A 19,695-nucleotide genomic window follows, 5' to 3' on the forward strand; every position below is an offset into this window, starting at 1 on the left:
CAATTGACGAATTGGTGGCGCATGAGTAAGACGAATTTAAGAACCGATTTTGGAAATGCAAGCATTTGCTTACATTAATTTTTCTTTACTCCAACTCCTGCCGCAGCTGGTACACGCGCCGCAGGTTGCGAATCAGCCGGGCCGACTCGTCGAAATCCAGCGTCTGCGCGCCATCCGAAGCGGCGGTTTCGGGCGTTTCGTGGGTTTCGTACACGATGCCGTCGGCCCCGGCCATTACGCCGGCCAGCGCCATCGTGGGCACGTACTCGCGAATGCCGATGCCGTGTGAGGGGTCCACAATTACGGGCAGGTGGCTTTTGGCTTTGAGAATAGGTACAGCGTTCAAATCCAGCGTATTGCGGCTGGCCGTTTCGAACGTGCGGATGCCGCGCTCACAGAGAATCAGCTTCTCGTTGCCACCCGAAAACACATATTCAGCCGAGGACAGCAATTCCTCAATCGAACCCGAAATGCCGCGCTTCAGCAGCACGGGCTTATCCACGCCGCCCAGGGCATCGAGCAGGTTGAAGTTCTGGGTGTTGCGGGCACCCACCTGGAACACGTCCACGAAATCGTGCATCTCCTCCACCTGCGACACCTGCATCACCTCGGTCACAATTTTGAGGCCGCGCGCCCGGGCCATGCGGTGGAAATCGCGCAGGCCTTCGAGGCCCAAACCGCGAAAGGCATAGGGCGACGAACGGGGCTTGAATACGCCACCGCGCATCAGGCGCACGCCGTTGGCCACGAGGTGGTCCATCACCTTTTCCATCTGGGCCTCGCTCTCGATGCTGCACGGGCCGGCACAAATGGCCAGCGAGCTGCCACCGATGCTCACGCCGTCGCCGAGGTCGAGCACGGTGGGCTTCACGCGCCATTTGCGGCTCACGAGCTTGTAGTCGTCGCTCACGCGGTGCACGTCGCGCACGCCCGGCAGCTGGCCGATGGTGCGAATGTCGAACTCCTTTTTCCCAATCGCCACCAGGTAATGGGCGTGCTGGGTAGTTACTTCGGTGGCTTTGTAGCCCTGCTGCTTCAGGTGCTCGGTAATGGTGGCTACCGAGGCATTTTTTTCGAGTTGGATTATCATCGTTTTGGGGGTCACCTCACCCCCCGGCCCCCTCTCCTTTGGGAGAGGGGGAGCCACGGTGGCGCGGTCATTATAAATCTCGTTAAGTGAAATCGTCTGGCTCCCCCTCTCCTAAAGGAGAGGGGGCCGGGGGGTGAGGTTACGCCTGCTTGATGCCCCGCACAAAGCGCCCGGCGGCGGCCGGCGCATCGTCCACATCCTCCAGCGCGCGGATGAGAGCCGAGCCGATGATGGCCCCCTCGGCGTGCTGGCACGCGGCGTCGAAACCGGCTTTATCGGCAATGCCGAAACCGATGAGGCGGGGGTTGCGCAGCTTCAGCGCGGCAATGCGCTCAAAATACTGGGCCTGGGTCACGGCATCGGGCTGGGTGGTGCCGCCGGTGGTGCCGGGGCCCGACACGAGGTACAGGAAGGCGTCGGAAAGACTGTCGAGGTGGCGAATTCGGTCCGCTGAGGTTTGCGGCGTGATGAGGAACACGGCTTTCAGGCCATGCTTTTTGAAGGTTTCCAGGTAGAACTCTTCGTACTCGGCAAGCGGCAGGTCGGGCAGAATGACGCCATCGACGCCCACGGCGGCCGCCTGGCGGCAGAACTCTTCCACCCCAAACTGCATCACCGGGTTGAGGTAGCCCATGAGGAACACCGGCGTTTCGGGCACGGCGGCGCGCAGGCCCTGCAGCTGTTCGAACAGCACGGGGATGCTCATGCCATTGGCCAGCGCCACCGAGCTGCTGCCCTGAATGACCGGGCCATCAGCCAGCGGGTCAGAAAACGGCATCCCGATTTCGAGGATATCGGCCCCGGCCTCCACCAGGGCTTTGGCCAGCGGAATGGTGTCGTGCAGGCTGGGGTAGCCGGCCGTGAAATAAGTATTGAGCAGGTTGGTTTTGCTCGCGAAGGCGTTGGCTATTCGGTTCATGAGTTGGTTTCTCGCGGAGGTCCGCAGAGGGTGACGCAGAGGTTCGCAGTGGTCGTCCTCAGCGAACCTCTGCATCACCCTCTGCGGACCTCAGCGAGAAATATTAGATGAGCTTATCCATGTTTTTGAGGTAGGTATCCAGGTCCTTATCGCCGCGACCCGACAGGTTCACCACCACTATATCGTCCGGGCCCGCGCCCAGCTGGCCAAGGGCGGCCAGCGCATGGGCCGTTTCCAGGGCCGGAATGATGCCTTCGAGGCGGCTGCATTCGCTCACGGCCGCCAAGGCGTCGTCGTCGGTAATGGCAATGAACTCGGACCGGCCTACTTCACCCAGATAAGCGTGCAGGGGGCCGATGCCGGGGTAGTCGAGGCCCGCGCTCAGCGAATAAGGCTCGGTAATCTGGCCGTGCTCGTCCTGCATCAGCAGCGTACGGCTGCCGTGGATGATGCCCGGCGTGCCCAGCACCGACGTGGCCGCCGAGTGGCCGGAATTGATGCCATGTCCGGCCGCTTCCACCGCAATCAGGCGCACCGAGGGCTCATCCAGGAAGTGGTAGAACGCGCCGGCCGCGTTGGAGCCGCCGCCCACGCAGGCCACCACGAAATCGGGCAGCTCGGAGCCGGTTTTTTCCAGTAGCTGCTTGCGCATCTCTTCGCTGATGACGGCCTGCAGGCGGGCCACCAAATCGGGGTACGGGTGCGGGCCCACCACCGAGCCGATGATGTAGTGCGTATCAACCGGGTTGGCAATCCAGTCGCGGATGGCCTCGTTGGTGGCGTCTTTCAGGGTCTGGCTGCCACTTTCGGCGCGGCGCACCTCGGCCCCGAGCAGGCGCATGCGGGCTACGTTAGGTGCCTGGCGCTCGATGTCGACCGCGCCCATGTACACCACGCAGGGCAGGCCCATCAGGGCGCACACGGTGGCGGTGGCCACGCCGTGCTGCCCGGCCCCGGTTTCGGCGATGATGCGCGTTTTGCCCAGCCGCTTGGCCAGCAGAATCTGCCCCACCGTGTTGTTGATTTTGTGGGCGCCGGTGTGGCAAAGGTCCTCGCGCTTCAGGAAAATGCGCGTGTTGTACTTGGCCGACAGGCGCTTGGCCTCAAACAACGGCGTGGGCCGGCCCACGTAGTCACGCAGCAACGCCTGCATCTCGATTTGAAAATCCGGCTCGGCCATGATTTCCAGGTATTGCGTGCGCAGCTCCTCCACGTTGGGATAAAGCATTTCGGGCACGAATGCGCCGCCGAACTGGCCGTAGTAGCCGCGGGCCGTGGGCTTTTGATAGGAGATTGTGGGTGTCATATCGTTTTGGTCATTATTGGGTAACTCAGCATGACGTTCTCTTATTTCTTCAGCGCCTTTAACATCTCTCCTAGCCTGCCGGCATCTTTCACGCCGGGCGCGGTTTCGAAGCTACTGTTTAAGTCCACTCCAGCCAGGCCGGGCAGGTGCAGCGCCGCCAACTCAGCGGCGTGTTCCAGGCCCAGCCCGCCGGCCAGAAAATAGGGCACGGGCAGGTTGTAGGCTGATAACAAACTCCAGTCGAAAATGGCCCCGTTACCGCCGGGCGCAGCCCCTTTTGTATCAAAAAGAAAGAAGTCGCAATACGGTACGTAGGGCAGCAGCGCATTAAAATCGACCGCCTCCCCCACCGAAAACGCCTTCATAACCAGCAGGCCAGCCTCGTTTAGCTCCTCACACTGGGCGGGCGTTTCTTTCCCGTGCAGCTGCACGGCGGCAAGGCCAAAGCGGTGCGCCATAGCGAGGATGTTTTCAGTGGTTTCATTCACAAACACCCCTACTTTCCAAATGGTGGGCGGCAGGGCCCGTACCAGCTCGGGGGCCAGCACGTCGCCCACGAAGCGGGGCGATTTCGGCGCGAAGATGAACCCCAAAAAATCCGGCCCCAACGCGGCGATTGCAGCCAGCGCGGCTGCGTCGCGCATGCCACATACCTTCACCAGCAGCCGCGCCGGAACGGCAGCCGCTGGCTCGGGGGCCGTGGCACCGGGAACACCGGCGGCCAGGGCCAGCGCAGGCAGGTTGGGGCGGGGCGTTTTCATATCCTGCAACTAGGCAACAACCGATTCGACTTTCGACAGCGCGGCAATTTCCTGCACCAGCGCGGCGCAGGCCCGCTCGGGCCGGGCGTGGCGCATGAACGCCTCGCCCAACAGGAAACCCCGGTAGCCCACCTCGCGCAGCTGGCCGATGGCCGAAGCAGTCGAAATACCGCTCTCCGACACCTTCACAAACTCATTCGGAATGGCTTCGGCCAAGGTCATCGACGTATCGAGGCTCAGGCTGAAGTCGTGCAGGTTGCGGTTGTTCACGCCAATCAGGTCTACGGCTTCGGCATTGATTGAGCGGGCCAGCTCCTCACCATCGTGCACTTCGAGCAGCACTTCGAGGCCCAGCGAGCGGGCCAGGCGGCCCAGCGTGTCGATTTCCTGGGGCGTGAGCACGGCCGCAATCAGCAGCACGGCATCGGCGCCCATGCTTTTGGCTTCGAGAATCTGGTACTCATCCACCACAAAATCCTTGCGCAGAATGGGGCAGAAATTGAAGCGGCGCGCCGTGGTCAAATCCTCACTTTTCCCCCCGAAAAATTCGGTATCGGTGAGGATGGACAGCGCTGCCGCGCCGGCCTGCATGTAGCCCAGCGTGGTGCGCTCCACCGGCGCATACTGGTTTATCCAGCCCTTGGAGGGCGACTTGCGCTTGAACTCGGCAATGAGGCCGCTGCCGCCTTCACGCAGCAGGTACTTGCGCAGCGACAGCGGCTGCGACTTGAAATACAGGCTGGTTTCGAGCAGCTTCACGGGTACCAGCTCGCGACGGCTGGCTACTTCTTTGCGCTTGTGGGCGACGATGGTATCGAGGATGGTGGACATAACGCTTCGCTTAATTAAGAATTAAGAATTAAGAATTAAGAATTAAGAATTGGTAACGCAAGAGTGGAGGAATGAAGCATTAATGAGAGTTTCTTCTTCATTGTTAATTATTAATTCTTAATTAACAGAGAGCATGGTTTCAAATGCTTTTCTCGCCGCGCCCGAGTCCAGCGACTCGCGGCTGAGGGCCAGGGCATCCTCCCAGACCAGGCCGGGGCGGGCGCATTGCAGCGCCAGGGCGGCGTTGGCGGTGGTCACGTTGCGCTGGGCAGGGGTGCCGTGGCCATCGAGGACGTGCTTGAACAGCTCGGCCGAAGCCGCGACGGTACTGCCGCCGGCCAGGTCGTCGGCGGTGCAGGCAGGCAGACCGATCGTGTCGGCGGTAAAGAGGCGCTCGCCTTCAAACGACGAAACCACTTTGGCCAGGCCGGTGAGGGCCAGCTCGTCGTAGCCATCGAGGGCGTGCACCACGGCGTAGCGCGCGCCGGTGGGCTGCATCAGGTAGTGGTAGAGGCGCTGCAGCTCCAAGCTGAACACACCCAGCAGCTGGGCCGCCGGCCGGGCCGGGTTCACCAGCGGGCCGAGGATGTTGAAGAAGGTGCGCAGCCCCAGCTCACGCCGGATGGGCCCCGCGTGCCGCATGGCCGGATGGAAAGCCGGCGCATGCAGAAAGCAGATGCCTGCGCGGTCGAGCTGCCGCCGCAGCTGGTCGGAGCTGGCCTCGAAATTGTAGCCAAAATGCGCCAGCACATTCGAAGCGCCCGACACCGACGACACGCCGAAGTTGCCGTGCTTGGCTACCAGCGTGCCTGCCCCGGCCACAATGAAGCAGGCCAGCGTGGAGATGTTGAGCGTGTTCTTACCATCGCCGCCCGTGCCCACAATATCCACCAACTCGTGCGTACCCAGCTCGGGGTCGCGGCTGAGGTCGAGCAAGGCCTGGCGGAAGCCGGCCAGCTCGGCCACCGTGATGGGTCGCATGCGGTACACGGCCAGGAAAGCCGCCGTTTCGGCCGGGTTGGCCCCGCCCTCGCCCAGCTGGCGCATGGCGGCGTGGGCCTCGGCATGCGTCAGGGGCTGGTGGTCGAAAAGCTTGGTGAGAATCTGTTTCAAAGGGTTTTTCTTTTCAGAACGTCATGCTGAGCGTAGCCGAAGCATCTCGCTCGCATCGTTCGACGGTTTATTTACTGTGGCACGCGAGATGCTTCGGCTGCGCTCAGCATGACGTTCTAACGGAGCCAGTTTTCCAGCATTTGCGCGCCGTGCTCGGTGAGGATGCTTTCGGGATGGAACTGCACCCCGCGCACATCGTACGCACGGTGGCGGAAGGCCAGCACCTCGCCGTTGGCATCGCGGGCCGTTACTTCCAGCGTGGCGGGCATCGACTCGGGCCGCACCGCCCACGAATGGTAGCGCCCCACCTGAAACCGTGCCGGCAGGCCGGCAAACAGACGCTCGTCGGGCACCGTCACTTCGGCTTCGTTGGCTACGCCGTGCAGCACGGCGGGGATGTTGTAAAGCTCCGCGCCAAAGCTTTCGCACAGGCCCTGGTGGCCCAGGCACACGCCCAGAATGCGCTTGGTGGGCGCATATCTCTGAATAATGGCCGGCATCAAGCCCGCCTCCAACGGAATGCCGGGGCCGGGCGACAGCAGAATGGCATCGTAAGCATCTACGGCTTCGAGGGTGAGCTGGTCGTTGCGCGTCACGGTCAGGTTGGGGCCGTGGCCGAGCTCGCGCAGCAGGTGCACCAGGTTGTAGGTGAAGGAGTCGTAGTTATCGAGAACGAGGATTTTCATGATTTTGAACTTGGGGAAGAACGTCATACCGAGCGTAGCCGAGGTATCTCGCTCGCATCGTTGCGCCGATTGGATTACTGCTGCACGCGAGATGCCTCGGCTGCGCTCGGCATGACGTTCAGGCAATTACTCTACTCATCGCACCTCCGCTGCCGCTTTCAGGGCGGCCCGCAGCGCACCCAGCTTGTGGTGCACCTCCTCCAGCTCCGACTGCACTTTCGATGCCGCCACCACACCCGCGCCGGCCTGGAAATAAAGCTGATTGCCGGTACTCAGAAACGAGCGAATCATGATGGCGTGGTTGAAGCTGCCATCGAAGCCCAGGAAGCCCAGGCAGCCGCCGTAGTAGCCGCGCGCGGTCGGCTCCAGGCCGTCAATCAGCTGAATAGCCCGGAATTTGGGGGCGCCGGAAAGCGTACCGGCCGGGAAGGTATCGGCTACCACTTGCAGGGTGTCGGTATTTTCGGCCAGCTCGGCGGTGACTTTGCTCACGAGGTGGATGACGTGCGAGTAGAACTGGATTTCGCGCAGCGTGCGCACCTCTACTTTAGTGCCGTGGCGGGCGAGGTCGTTGCGGGCCAGGTCGACGAGCATGACGTGCTCAGCGTTTTCCTTGGGGTCGGCGGCCAGGCGCTGGGCGGCGGCAGCATCGGCAGCATCGTCGCCGGTGCGACGGTAGGTGCCCGCGATGGGGAACAGCGTAGCCTCGCGGCCCTGCACCAGCACCTGGGCCTCGGGCGAGGAGCCGAAGATTTTGTAGTCGCCGTAATCGAAATAAAACAGGTAAGGCGACGGGTTGATGGACCGCAGCGCCCGGTACACGTTAAACTCATCGCCCGAAAAGCCTTGCTGAAAGCGGCGCGACAGCACAATCTGGAACACGTCGCCGCGCAGGCAGTGCGCCTGGCCCTGCGTGAGGCGGGCCAGGAATTCGGCATCGGTCTGGTTGGTCTGCTCCTCGCCTACCGTGGCAAAATCGAACGCGGGCACGCTCGGGTGGCGCACCAGGTTTTCGAGGCGGTCGAGGCCGTCATTCGCTGCCGGGGCTTCGCCGGCTACACTGTGCTCAAACAAATGCAGCTCCTGCCGAAAGTGGTTGAAGGCAATAACGTAGCGGTACACGCCGTAGCGAATGAGCGGAATATCGCCGGCCGGCACTTTCGCCGGGTCCAGCTGCACGTCCTCAAAGCTCTGCACGGCCTCGTAGCCCATGTAGCCAAACAGGCCGGTGCTGATGAAGGGCAGCTTGGCCGACGCCGCGTCGGGCGTGCCGGCGGCGGCAAAGTCACGCAGCCGGCCCAGCGCCTCGCGCGGGTGAGCCAGGGTTTCGGTGGTTTCGGGCGCGCCGGGCAGCAGCTGGCGCAGCACCCCGCCGCGCCGCAGCTCAAACGTAGCCAGCGGCTCGCACACCAGGTAACTGAAGGCGTTTTGCTGGCCGTGGTAGTCGGCGCTCTCCAGCAGCAGGCAGTTGGCATACTGGTCGCGCAGCCGCAAAAACAGGCCCACGGGCGTCACGGTATCGGCGAGCAGGCGGCGGGAACGGGTGATGAGTTGGTAAGGCACGGGGTTGAAAAGGGAGCAAATGAGGCGGATGGGTTGCCTCGGAGAGAAATAGAAACGAAAAAAGCCCGGCTGTGGGCCGGGCTTTTTGTGACTAATAGCAAAATCAGGATGACTTCACTAGGCGCACAGGCAGGCCGGTCCGATGTTTCGGAGCTGCCACCACCAAGCCTGGGAAGTACGATGTGAGTTCATGTTGAGCAAGCGCTTTTCTGAAACGCGACGCAAAGATAAGGCTGCATTTTTAAAATTCCGGCAACCGCAGACAAAAAACTATACGAGCCTGTCAACTAGTGGTTGCAAACGCCACCAATTTCACAACCACCCCAACCATCATGGGTTCCCCCATATGACTATTTATGCGGCACAGAGTCCCTGGTTTTCACCGCCGAACCAAATAGAAACCGGTAAGCGGCCGGAAACTCCCGCCGCCAGAACCATTCGCGGTGCTGGCCATCGGCCGGGGCCGAAAACGCCAGGTTGGCCGCCGGCACGCCCTCAGCCCGCAGCTCATCGCGCCACTGGGCCATGAGGGGCAGCATGGTTTCCGATTCTTTGGGACCGCACACAAAATAAAAACGCGCCGTACGGGCCGCCGGGTGGGTTTTGGCATAGGCCCGCAGCGAGTCGTTGCACACCCAGAAGGCGGGCGAGAACGCCCCAACCTCGCCAAAAACCTTCGGGTATTTCAGCGCGGCATATACCGAAATCAGGCCGCCCAGGCTGGAGCCGGCGATGCCCGTGTGCGCCGCCTCGGGCCGGGTGCGGTAGTGTGCGTCGATATAGGGCTTGAGGGTGAGGGCCAGAAAATCGACGTAGGCCCCGCCCTGACCGCCCGCGTGGGGCTGGTCTTTGAGCGCGGCGCTGGGCCACGGAATGTACTCGTCGGACCGGAACTGGTCGCCGTTGTCCACGGCCACTACGATGCCGCCGGTAGCATCCTGGCCGGTTTGGCGCAGCTTATCGAGGGTTTCATCAACGCCCCACTCGCCGCCGAAGCTCGTGGCGTCGTCGAACACGTTCTGGCCATCGTGCAGGTAGAGCACGGGGTAGCGCCGGGCGGGGTTGGCCGCATAGTCGGCGGGCAGGTACAGCCAGACGCGCCGCTGCCGGCCCAGCTGCGGCATGGCAAACGAGGCGGACAGCAGGCGCACCTGCGGCGTGGCGGTGTGCTTTTTGGGCGCGGCCGCCGCGCCGCCCTGGTCGTCCCAGGCCAGCACCTGGCTGGCGATTTCGCGGGCAGTGGTCAGGTCGGCTTTGCGGTTGGCAATCTGCTGGTTCTTGCCGTCTACTTCCACCGTTGGCCAGCTGCCACGGGTAAACTTGTACTCGATGCTGCCCAGGCTGGGCGGCAGGCTGATTTGGTAGGTGCCGTCGGCCTGCCTCTGCAGGGCATAGCGGGGGCTGCGGGGGTTCCAGCTATTGAAGGAGCCCGCCACGAAGAGGGAATCCCGGGCCGGCGTGGTAGCTGGCACCTGGGTTATTTTCAGGATAACCTGGGCGCTGGCAGCTCCCCACGCCAAAGCCAGAACACTGGCCAGCAGCGCCGTGCGTTTCAGCAGCAATCGTTGGCTCATCAGCTATCGGATGGTTTCGCCGCTGCCGGCGCCGCGTTCAGACGAATCCGTTTTGCGCAACGTGTACACGGCCCGCACCGAATCGACGCCCGGCAGGCCGTTGGCCTGGAAGTCGAGCAGCGCGCCCTTCTTCTGCGGGCCTTTCACGAAATGCCGGTATTCTTCGGCCGATTCGCGCACGACGTACAACACGCCCGGCGACGGCACTTTCAGGCGGGAGAAGAAGCTGCGGCCATCGCCGGCGGGGCGGCGCGTGGTTTCGGCCACGGCGCTGGTGCCCAGCAGCCGGAATTTGGCCACATCGCTCCCCGGCAGGGTCAGGTTGCCCAGGCCATCCACAAATATTTCGCGGCGAGCCATAAGGTGCTCCAAGTCCAGCGTTTTGAGCAGGCCCAGGTTTTCCTCGGACAGGATAAGCTGCTGCACCGATTTGCCGGGGGCCGGCTCTTCGTAATACACCAGCACCGGCTTCTTGAGCTTCAGCTTGCTCACTACCATGGGCGTCGGCGCGTCGTCGGTATCGCTGGCACGCTGGGTGGTAATGGGCGTGTACACCGGTGGCGGCTTCACCACTCCACGGGCACCGGGCGCGGGCTTGGGGGCCGGCTTGCGCGAGCCAGGCCGGGACTGGGCCATAGCGCCGGTTACGGTACCGGCCAGCAACAACGCGAGTAATGGTAGGTGCTTTTTCATTTTCTAAGGAAAAGCCAAAATTAGCTAGGAGAATATGGCCCGGCAAGGCAATTACTGCGCCAATTAACGAACAACAGTACCATTATCAGCCGGGCCATACGGAAATATGGTAAGGGCAAAGGTGGTTAATCCGGGATTGCCAACCGTGCGGCGAGCCTTCGGGCACTTGCCCAGCCGCTGGTTTTTCGCCCGCGACAGCCCAGGACAAAGGAAAGCACCCGGCACCCCAAAAACGCACCTAATGAGTAGCTACACACCCCCGATGAGTAGACACACACCCAAAAAATACGGCCCTTTTAAACTTATTTTTTGCTGAAAAATCTTAAAAAAAGCCTCATTCCAACGCGTTATGCGCACCATATCCGAATCGTTTGCATTGCGCACCCGGTTGAGAGGCATGCCACCACGCTAGTTAAAGGATTGCTAAACAGTGCATAGCTCATAAAATTAATATGATTTTTAAACTACTTCCTACTTAAATATCGGCAAAAAATCCCCGAATTTGAGCAAACGTTTTTTCGGTTTTCGGAAGCGCTGGAATTTTTCAAAAAATGCCTTTAAACCTTCTGTAACGCAAGTTTTTGGTAACTTGCAGCCCCAATCTTTTAAAAATTTCCCACCACCAACACATTTAAGAAGTTTCCCATGAGACAACCTTATTTAGCGAAGCTCCTGTTTCTGCTATTATTAGCAGGATTTGGCTTCCTCCCCTCGACTGCATTTGCTCAGTCGACCGGTTCGGTCAGCGGCCGGGTCACCGATAGCAAAAACGAAGGCATTCCCGGCGCTACGGTCCTCATCGAGGGCACTTCGCTGGGCAGCTCTTCGAACGTAGACGGCACCTTCAGCATCCAGAGCGTGCCCGCCGGACCACACACAGTCGTGATTTCGTTTGTGGGCTACAACCCCGTTCGCCGTCCCGTGACGGTAGTAGCCGGCCAAAACGCCGAAGTATCGGCCGGCCTGAGCGAGAATACGACCCAGCTGGCCGAGGCCGTGGTAGTAGGCTACGGCACCCAGCGCCGCCAGGACGTAACCGGGGCTGTGGCCACGGTTGATGCCAAGCAGTTTGTGCAGGGCCAGGTAACCAGCCCCGAGCAGCTCATCCAGGGCAAAGTGGCCGGTGTGAGCATCACCTCGGCGGGCGGTGCCCCAGGCGCAGCCTCCACCATCCGCATTCGCGGCAACTCCTCGCTCAACGCCAACAGCGACCCGCTGTACGTAATCGACGGTGTGCCGGTGGATAAAAACGGCATCGACGGCGCTTCCAACCCGCTCTCGCTGATTAACCCCAGCGACATTGCCACTTTCACCATTCTGAAAGATGCTTCGGCCACCGCCATCTACGGTAACCGTGCCTCGGGCGGCGTAATTCTCATCACCACCAAGAAGGGCCTGCAAGGCGAAAAGCTGCGCGTGGAGCTGAACTCGCAGACGGGCATCTCCACGGTAGCCCGCCAGTACAAGACGCTGAGTGCCGGCGAATTCAGTGATTTGGTTCGGGCCAATGGCTCGCCTTCGCAGATTGGTTTCTTGGGCACGGCCAGCACCAACTGGCAGAACGAGATTTTCCGCAACGGTACCACTTTCGACAATACGGTGAGCCTGATTGGCAGCGTGGCCAAAGTGCCCTTCCGGGTGTCGTACGGCAACCTGAACCAGGAAGGTATCGTCATCACCAACAAGCTGCAGCGTAACTCCGGCTCGGTGAGCCTGAGCCCGACCCTGCTCAACGACCACCTGCGCATCGACATCAACGCCAAAGGCAGCGTGGTGGATAACCGCTTTGCCGACTACGGCACGGTGGCCGGAGCCGCGCTCTACGACCCTACCCAGCCGGTAACGTCGGGCGAGTCGCGCTTTTCGCGCTACGGTGGTTACTTCCAGTACCTGAACGCCGGCACCGGCGGGCCATTGGGCAACGCTCCCGGCAACCCGGTAGCCTCGCTCAACAACACCCGCGACATCAGCAAGGTGAAGCGCCTGATTGGCAACGTGCAGCTGGACTACAAAGTGCACGGCATCGAAGGCCTGCGCGCCAACCTGAACCTGGGCCTGGACGTGTCGCGTAGCACGGGCTACAAAGACATTGCCCCGACCGACTTCGGCAACTACAACACCAAATCGGCGGTGCCCGGCCTCAACGGCTCTTATAAGCAGTATGCTAAAGACAAGGACATGCGCCTGCTGGAAGCCTACCTGGCCTACGCCAAGCAGGTGGGTGGCACCAAGTTCGACGTGCAGGCGGGCTATGCCTACCAGGATTTCACGTTCCAGGGCCCAAACTTCCTGACTTACCGCTCGGACCGCAACACCCTCGTCAACCCCGACGAGGCGCTGACCAACCCCAACTACTACGGTAAGCTGGTGATGCTCTCGTACTTCGGCCGGGCTACGGCCAACGTAAAAGACAAGTATCTGCTGACTGCTACTTTGCGGAACGACAACACGTCGCGCTTCCGCGATGGCTACCGTAGCGGCTGGTTTCCGGCCCTGGGCCTGGCCTGGCGCATTAAGAACGAAGATTTCCTGAAGGACAACAACACGTTCTCGGAGCTGAAGCTGCGTGCCGGCTACGGCCGCACGGGCCAGCAGGACCTGGGCAACTCGGACAACCCCCGCTACTACGACACGCAGCCGCGCTACGTGCTGGGCTCTTCGGGCTCGCAGTACCTGTTCGGCAATGGCGCTACTGGCTTTATTGCTGGCCCGCAAGGCTACAACAGCGTTCTGACCTGGGAAACCACCAACACCTACAACGCCGGCCTGGACCTGGGCTTCCTCGACAACCGCCTCACCGCGACCATCGACGTGTACCAGCGGACGGCCACTGACCTGCTGGCGACCGTGAACCTACCCGCCGGCTCGAACCTCACCGACCGTCTCGACGCCAACATTGGCTCGCTGCGCAACCGCGGCATCGAGCTGGGCCTGAACTACGGCGTACTGCGCACGCAGGACCTGAACTGGGATGTGAACCTGAACGGTGCTTACAATGTTAACAAAATCACCGACCTGGGCCGTCAGCTGCCCGGGTTCGCCGGCTACAAAACCGGTGATATTGGTGGGGGTACTGGTTTCACCGGTCAAATCAACGCAGTGGGTCAGCCAAGCAATGCTTTCTACGTGTACCAGCAAGTGTACGGCCCCGATGGCCGTCCGGTGCAGGGCGTGTACGTGGACCGCAATGGCAACGGCAGCACCATCGACGATTACTACTATTACAAGCAGCCCGCGCCGCTCGTCACGCTGGGCTTCAGCTCGAACGTAACCTACAAAAAGCTGGTGCTAGCCTTCACGCTGCGCAGCAACCTGGGCAACTACGTATACAATGGCAACGCTGCCACGCTGGCTAACTACTCCAACGCCAAGTCGTCGTTCAACTACCTGAGCAACATCAACCCCGACGTGCGCAACACGGGCTTCGGCAGCCAGCAGGTTTTCTCGGATTACTACATCGAGAACGCCTCTTTCCTGCGGTGCCAGAACATTTCGCTGGGCTACAATGTAGGCAAGGTGCTCGGCGCTTCCAGCCTGCGCATCACCGGCAACGTACAGAATGCTTTCCTCATCACCAAGTACACCGGTGTTGACCCCGAAATTTCCAACGGCATCGATAGAAACTTCTATCCTACTGCCCGTACTTACACGCTCGGCCTGGCTCTCGGCTTTTAATTCCCACCACTCATGAAGAACGTTTTATTTCGGGGGTTAATCACCCTCAGCATGGGCACGGCCCTGACCGGCTTGAGTACCTCATGCACCAAAGACCTCGACCAGACGCCGAAGTATGAGCTCACGCCCGACAAGGTGTACGTGGACCTGGCCGGCTATAAGAAGGTGCTGGGCAAGCTTTACGGCGGCTTTGCCCTCACCAGCATTAACGGGGCCAACGGGGCCAGCGACCTGACCGCCATCGACGGCGGCACGGGTGACTACCTGCGCCAGCTGTGGAGCGCGCAGGAGCTGACCACCGACGAAGCCGTGGTAGCCTGGCCCGACCCGGGTATTCAGGACTGGCACAAAATGAACTGGGATGCCAACAATCCCCTGATTGGCGGCATCTACAACCGGGCTTATTACGAAATTGGTATATGCAACGAGTTCATCCGCGAATCGACGGATGACAAGCTCAGCAGCCGCCTGACTGGTGCCGATGTGGACCAGGGCAAGTCGTTCCGCGCCGAAGCCCGCTTTCTGCGTGCCGTGTCGTACATGCACGTGGTGGACCTGTTTGGCGGTGGCCCCTTCGTGACCGAAACCGACCTGGTAGGTGCCGCTATCCCCGTGTACAACACGCGCCAGCAGCTCTACAGCTACGTGGAGAGCGAGCTGCTAGCCCTCACCACGGCCCTGCCCGAGTACCGCTCGGAGTATGGCCGCGTAGACCGCAATGCCGCCAAAGGCATGCTGGCCCGTCTGTATCTCAACGCCGAGGTTTACAATGGCACGCCCAAGTATGCCGAGGCCGCCAAGCTGGCCAAGGAAGTAATCGACGCCAGGAAATACACCCTGACCAACGGCACGGCCGGCACGGCTGCCTCGTCGGCCTACGGCCTGAACTTCCTGGCCGACAACAACACCAACGCCGCTTCGAGCGAGCTCATCTGGCCGGTGCTGTTTGATGTGACCCGGACGCAGACCTACGGCGGCACCACCTTCCTGGTGAACGGCTCGACCAGCGGCTCCAGCGCCAACTGGCAGGCCTACGTAGGCGAAAGCACCGGTTGGGGCGGCCTGCGCACCACCAGCGCCCTGTTCAACAAGTTTTTCCTGCAGGGTGGCGACACCACGGTTGACCGTCGGGGCCGTTTCTGGCAGGCTGGCCAAACCAAAGAGATTAACGACCTGAGCCAGTTTACGCAGGGCCTGGGCGTGACCAAGTACCGCAACGTAACGTCGGCTGGCGTGGGCGTGGGTGGCACGCTCAACTTCTCGGGTGTTGACTTCCCCATGCTGCGCGTGTCGGACATGATGCTCATTTACGCCGAAGCTGCTACCCGTGGCGCGGCCGACCGTGCCACGGCCCTCACCTACGTGAACCAGATTCGCCGCCGCGCTTTCGGCTTCGACATCAGCTCGGCCAGTGCCCGCGCCGATGTCTCGGATGCGCAGATGACGTCGCAATTCATCCTCGACGAGCGTGCTCGTGAGCTGCATTGGGAAGGCCTGCGCCGCTCCGACCTCATCCGCTTCGGCCAGTTCACCGAGAGCACCTACCTGTGGCCCTGGAAGGGCGGAGTGGCCGCCGGCCGCACCGTCGACAACAAGTACAAGCTGTTTCCGATTCCGTTGTCCGACCTCACGGCCAACCCCAACCTGAAGCAAAATACCGGTTACTAAGCGCAGTCCAACGCGGTGCTTCGTATCCCGACACCGCGTTGGCTCTGTGCTGGCTATTCCGGAGAAAGGGCGGTAATCTGCCCGTATACCGGGTGGCTGGTGCCAACCTTTATACCAGTTGAATTATTGAGAGGATACATCCTCTGTCACTTTTCAGTCTAACATTTTCCATGAAAAATTTGCTTACCCAAGCCTTAGCCGTAGCGTTTGCCCTGACGGCGCTGGCTTCGTGCAAAAAGGATGAGGACAAGGCGACCGTGCAGCCCTCTGCGGCCCTCACGCTCACCGGCTCAGCCAACTCGGTGGTGCTGGCGCAGATAAACGACCCGCAAACCGCCGTTACCTACACCTGGAACCCCGTTCAGTTTTCACTGAGCGGTACGGAGGCGACCAAAGCGCCGGCCGTTTCCTACCAGTTGCAGGTAGCTAAAAAGGCCGACGGCTTTGGCTACCTGGGTCCGAATATTATCGATGCGGGCACCAGCACCACCAAGACGATTACGGTAGAGGATTTGAACAAGGCGCTGAATGCGATTGGCATCACTACCGGAAGCCCCGTACAGGCTTTCATGCGGGTGGCGGCTGTGATTGGCGATGACAATCACACCTTCGTTTCTGCTCCCGTTGCCTTCACGGTTACAGCCTACCCCGCTTGCCTGCCCCCCAACACCGACACTTGGGCCTTGGTAGGCCCGGCCGGCGCTGGCTGGCCCAGTGGCACTCCCGCTACCGAAGATGGCTTGACCATGAAGTGGAACTGTGCCCTGAAAGCGTACACCATTCGTACGGCGCTCAACGTCGGTCCGATGAAGTTTCGCCAGAACAAAGCCTGGGCTGTTAACCTGGGCGGCCCGTCCGCTGGCTTAGCCAATGGCGTGCCCCTGACGCCCGGTGGTGCCGATATCAACATCACGACGGCAGGCACCTACACGGTAAAGCTGGCCGTGGATGGCAGCGGAACCGCTGTTACCGGCGGTATGCTTACCGTTACGCCCTAAGTAGTAACCGAAGCGGTATCCGCTTCGCAAGTCACAAAAAAGCCGCTGAGAAATCAGCGGCTTTTTTATTTGCTACCGGCGGGATTGAGTTGTTGTATTTCTGCCCTTGCAGTTGCGGCTTCCGCACTAAATTGGCTGCCGCGCAAGGGCTAATGAATGGGCATTCGTCCTTGCAATCCATCAATCCAGCGCGAGCTGCTAAAGCCACACGGTAAAGCTATGGCTAAGGCGATTTTATCCTCTTCGGGCCCGGTTTGAGCTTTTTTTATCTAAATACCTGCTGCAATCGTTTGTTTAGCTTCCATCACCTATCACTTTCCAACCGTGGTTATTACTTTCGTTGCCCTCCTCTTTATTCCCTGTCTTATGATACTTATTGCCGACGGCGGCTCAACGAAATGCAGCTGGTGCCAGCTCGACGACGCGCACAACCGCGTGTACTTTAACACGGAGGGCTACAACCCTGATTTCATGGACACGGCGGCTATTGTGGCCTCGCTCAACCAGCACCTGCCCAGCACGCTGCCCCGCGAGGAGGTGACCGACGTGCATTTCTACGGCGCGGGCGTGTCGTCGGCACAGAAGGCGGAGGTGATAGCGGCGGCCCTACGCCAGGTGTTTCCCAAGGCCAAGGCCCACGTAACGGAAGACCTGCTGGCGGCCGCCCGCGCCCTGCTGGGCCACAAGCCCGGCTTCGCGGCCATTCTAGGCACGGGCACCAATTCATGCCTCTACGATGGCGAGAAAATCACGTACAACGTGGATTCGCTGGGCTACTTCCTGGGCGATGAGGGCTCGGGCTCGTACTTCGGCAAGCGGCTGCTGCGCGACTACCTGCGCGGCCTGCTGCCCGACGGCCTGCAGGAAATTTTCAAGGAAACGTACTCCCTGGGCTCGCGCAACGACATTCTGGACCGCCTATACAACCAACCCTTGCCCAACCGCTACCTGGCCAACTTCGCCAAGTTTGCCTACGACCACAACAACGTGAGCTACTGCCGCGAAATCGTGCTCGAAGGCTTCGAAACCTTCTTCCAGAACCTGGTGCTGCACTACCCGCGCTTCCAAGAATACACCTTCAACTGCGTGGGCTCGGTGGGCTACAATTTCCGCGATGTGCTGACGCAGGTGGCCAAAACCCACGACATGGAGGTGGGCAAGATTATCCGCTCCCCTATCGACGATTTGGTGGCGTACCACGACGAAATGCCGGTGCGCTAAAGGCCTTGGGTAAAACGTTTGTCATCCTGAGCCTGCGAAGGACCTTGTCACGCTTGCGCCGATTAGCATTACTGCTAACTGTTTTTGCGTGATAAGGTCCTTCGCAGGCTCAGGATGACAAACGCCACGCTCAGGATGCCAGGCGCTTTCAGAACCGAACCGTTTCCGCACAAAAAAAGGCCGCTTCCGAATGGAAGCGGCCTTTTTTGCATACTGTGTCTCGTCCGGCTATGTGTTGACACTTTTCCAAAAGTTGTCATGAAAAACCCCTCTGAGCCGCGCGAGCGGCGTAGTCAGCGCGACTACAGTTTGCCTTTTAAGTTGGCCGTGGTCGGCGAAGTCGGCCGCGGGGAGCTGAGCTACAAACAAGCCCAGCGGCGCTACGGCATCCAGGGCCGCAGCACGGTCCTGACCTGGTGCCGCCGCTATGCTCCTCATTTCGTAACTTCCCAGGCCGCCGGGCCCACTTCCCCCGGCACCGCCCCGGCCGTGGAGCAGACCCCGGAACAGCGCGTCAAGCAGTTGGAAACCGCTTTGCGCGCGCAGAAAAAGCAGTATGAGAAGCAGTTAAAAGACAGTACGGACCTGAATTTGTTATTGCGCACGATGTTGCAAGTGGTGGAGGAGGACCACGGCATCGCCCTGCCAAAAAAGTCTTTTCGCCGGCCGTTTCCCGGCTGGCGAACACCAAAGCCCTAGGTGTCGACCGCAGCTGCCGCCTCTACGGCGTGAGCCGCCAGGGCGTCTACCAGCGCCGCCAGCGCCAGGCCCGGCAAGGCGAACGCGCCGAGGCCGTCCTCGAACAGGTGCGCGTCGTGCGCCGGAAACTGCCCCGGCTGGGCACGCGCAAGCTGGTCCACAAAATCGCGCCGCTGCTGCGCGTGCAGGGCGTGGCCTGCGGGCGCGATGCCTTGTTCACGCTCCTGCGCCGGAAAGGGCTGTTGATTGCGCCTAAACGCAGCTACACCAAGACCACCGACTCCCATCACCGCTTCCACTGCCACCCCAACCTGGTCAAGGACACGCCCAAACCGACCGCTCCGAACCAGCTGTGGGTCAGCGATATCACCTACCTGCCCACCCGGCAGGGCACGGTCTACCTGAGCCTGGTCACCGATGCCTTTTCCCGGCGCATCGTCGGCCACCACGTCCATGCCAGCCTGCACACGGCCGGCTGCCTGGCCGCCCTGGACCGGGCCGTGCGCGGGGCCGGTCGGGCCGCCCGCGGCACCATTCACCACTCCGACCGGGGCAGCCAGTACGCCTCCGATGCCTACCAGGCAGCCCTGCGCAAGGCCAGGCTGCGCTGCTCGATGACCGACGGCTACGACTGCTACCAGAACGCGCTGGCCGAACGGGTCAACGGCATCCTCAAGGACGAATTCCTGTTCGTACTACCCGATGACCTGGCCCAGGCCCGTTTGCTCGTCGAGCAGGCCGTACACCTCTACAACGAGGAACGCCCCCACCTGGCCCTGCACTATTTAACCCCTAATCAAGTCCATCTGCAAGGAAAAAGCCCCGCCGGAAAATCCGAGCGGGGCCCTTGCCTTATTGCTGTCAACACATAGCCGGACGAGACACTGATGCGGGCAGC

General features: G+C 61.1%; 15 protein-coding genes. 5 read left to right on the forward strand and 10 right to left on the reverse strand.

Features of this window, described 5'->3' with window-relative positions; genetic code table 11:
• Nucleotides 1-85: 85 nt before the first annotated feature.
• The 10 genes from aroF to HBN54_RS21770 form a co-directional block, all read right to left on the reverse strand.
• Nucleotides 86-1,090: a 3-deoxy-7-phosphoheptulonate synthase gene (aroF, locus tag HBN54_RS21725; protein ID WP_168675345.1), complete on the reverse strand. Its 1,005-nt coding sequence runs from the start codon at nt 1,088-1,090 to the stop codon at nt 86-88.
• A gap of 139 nt (nt 1,091-1,229) precedes the next feature.
• Nucleotides 1,230-2,009: a tryptophan synthase subunit alpha gene (gene trpA, locus HBN54_RS21730; protein WP_168675346.1), complete on the reverse strand. Its 780-nt coding sequence runs from the start codon at nt 2,007-2,009 to the stop codon at nt 1,230-1,232.
• A 103-nt stretch (nt 2,010-2,112) separates the two neighbouring features.
• Nucleotides 2,113-3,315, reverse strand: coding sequence for a tryptophan synthase subunit beta (trpB, locus tag HBN54_RS21735; protein WP_168675347.1), 1,203 nt, complete (start codon nt 3,313-3,315; stop codon nt 2,113-2,115).
• 41 nt (nt 3,316-3,356) lie between these two features.
• Nucleotides 3,357-4,076 (reverse strand): phosphoribosylanthranilate isomerase, encoded by a 720-nt coding sequence (locus tag HBN54_RS21740; RefSeq protein WP_235955658.1) that lies wholly within the window; start codon nt 4,074-4,076, stop codon nt 3,357-3,359.
• Between the two features lie 9 nt (nt 4,077-4,085).
• Nucleotides 4,086-4,907 (reverse strand): indole-3-glycerol phosphate synthase TrpC, encoded by an 822-nt coding sequence (gene trpC, locus HBN54_RS21745; RefSeq protein WP_168675348.1) that lies wholly within the window; start codon nt 4,905-4,907, stop codon nt 4,086-4,088.
• A gap of 117 nt (nt 4,908-5,024) precedes the next feature.
• Complete coding sequence (trpD, locus tag HBN54_RS21750) at nt 5,025-6,020, reverse strand: anthranilate phosphoribosyltransferase (protein WP_168675349.1); 996 nt, start codon at nt 6,018-6,020, stop codon at nt 5,025-5,027.
• Nucleotides 6,021-6,136: 116 nt separating this feature from the next.
• Nucleotides 6,137-6,706: an anthranilate synthase component II gene (locus tag HBN54_RS21755; RefSeq protein ID WP_168675350.1), complete on the reverse strand. Its 570-nt coding sequence runs from the start codon at nt 6,704-6,706 to the stop codon at nt 6,137-6,139.
• A 135-nt stretch (nt 6,707-6,841) separates the two neighbouring features.
• A complete protein-coding gene (locus HBN54_RS21760; protein WP_317170265.1) occupies nt 6,842-8,269 on the reverse strand; it encodes an anthranilate synthase component I family protein in 1,428 nt (475 codons plus the stop codon).
• A gap of 350 nt (nt 8,270-8,619) precedes the next feature.
• Nucleotides 8,620-9,843, reverse strand: a complete 1,224-nt coding sequence (locus tag HBN54_RS21765; protein ID WP_168675351.1) for an alpha/beta hydrolase-fold protein — start codon at nt 9,841-9,843, stop codon at nt 8,620-8,622.
• Between the two features lie 3 nt (nt 9,844-9,846).
• Nucleotides 9,847-10,536, reverse strand: a complete 690-nt coding sequence (locus HBN54_RS21770; RefSeq protein ID WP_168675352.1) for a hypothetical protein — start codon at nt 10,534-10,536, stop codon at nt 9,847-9,849.
• Nucleotides 10,537-11,181: 645 nt separating this feature from the next.
• On the opposite strand from HBN54_RS21770, the gene HBN54_RS21775 reads away from it, so the two are divergent.
• The 5 genes from HBN54_RS21775 to HBN54_RS21795 all read left to right on the forward strand — a co-directional run bounded on the left by HBN54_RS21775 (nt 11,182) and on the right by HBN54_RS21795 (nt 19,669).
• Complete coding sequence (locus HBN54_RS21775) at nt 11,182-14,211, forward strand: SusC/RagA family TonB-linked outer membrane protein (RefSeq protein WP_168675353.1); 3,030 nt, start codon at nt 11,182-11,184, stop codon at nt 14,209-14,211.
• A gap of 12 nt (nt 14,212-14,223) precedes the next feature.
• On the forward strand, nt 14,224-15,879 hold the full coding sequence (locus HBN54_RS21780; RefSeq protein WP_168675354.1) for a RagB/SusD family nutrient uptake outer membrane protein: 1,656 nt from the start codon (nt 14,224-14,226) through the stop codon (nt 15,877-15,879).
• 170 nt (nt 15,880-16,049) lie between these two features.
• Nucleotides 16,050-16,877 carry a SusE domain-containing protein gene (locus HBN54_RS21785; RefSeq protein WP_168675355.1) on the forward strand — a complete coding sequence of 276 codons (828 nt, stop codon included), beginning with the start codon at nt 16,050-16,052 and terminating at the stop codon, nt 16,875-16,877.
• Nucleotides 16,878-17,243: 366 nt separating this feature from the next.
• The gene (locus tag HBN54_RS21790; RefSeq protein ID WP_168675356.1) at nt 17,244-18,098 is read left to right on the forward strand and encodes an N-acetylglucosamine kinase; all 855 of its coding nucleotides are present in this window, start codon (nt 17,244-17,246) and stop codon (nt 18,096-18,098) included.
• Nucleotides 18,099-18,356: 258 nt separating this feature from the next.
• A protein-coding gene (locus HBN54_RS21795; RefSeq protein WP_235955659.1) for an IS3 family transposase occupies nt 18,357-19,669 on the forward strand; the annotation gives its coding sequence in 2 pieces (ribosomal slippage) (nt 18,357-18,743 and nt 18,746-19,669; 1,311 coding nt in all).
• Nucleotides 19,670-19,695 lie beyond the last annotated feature (26 nt).

Origin of the sequence: Hymenobacter artigasi (assembly GCF_012275535.1) — a bacterium.
GTDB lineage: Bacteria > Bacteroidota > Bacteroidia > Cytophagales > Hymenobacteraceae > Hymenobacter > Hymenobacter artigasi.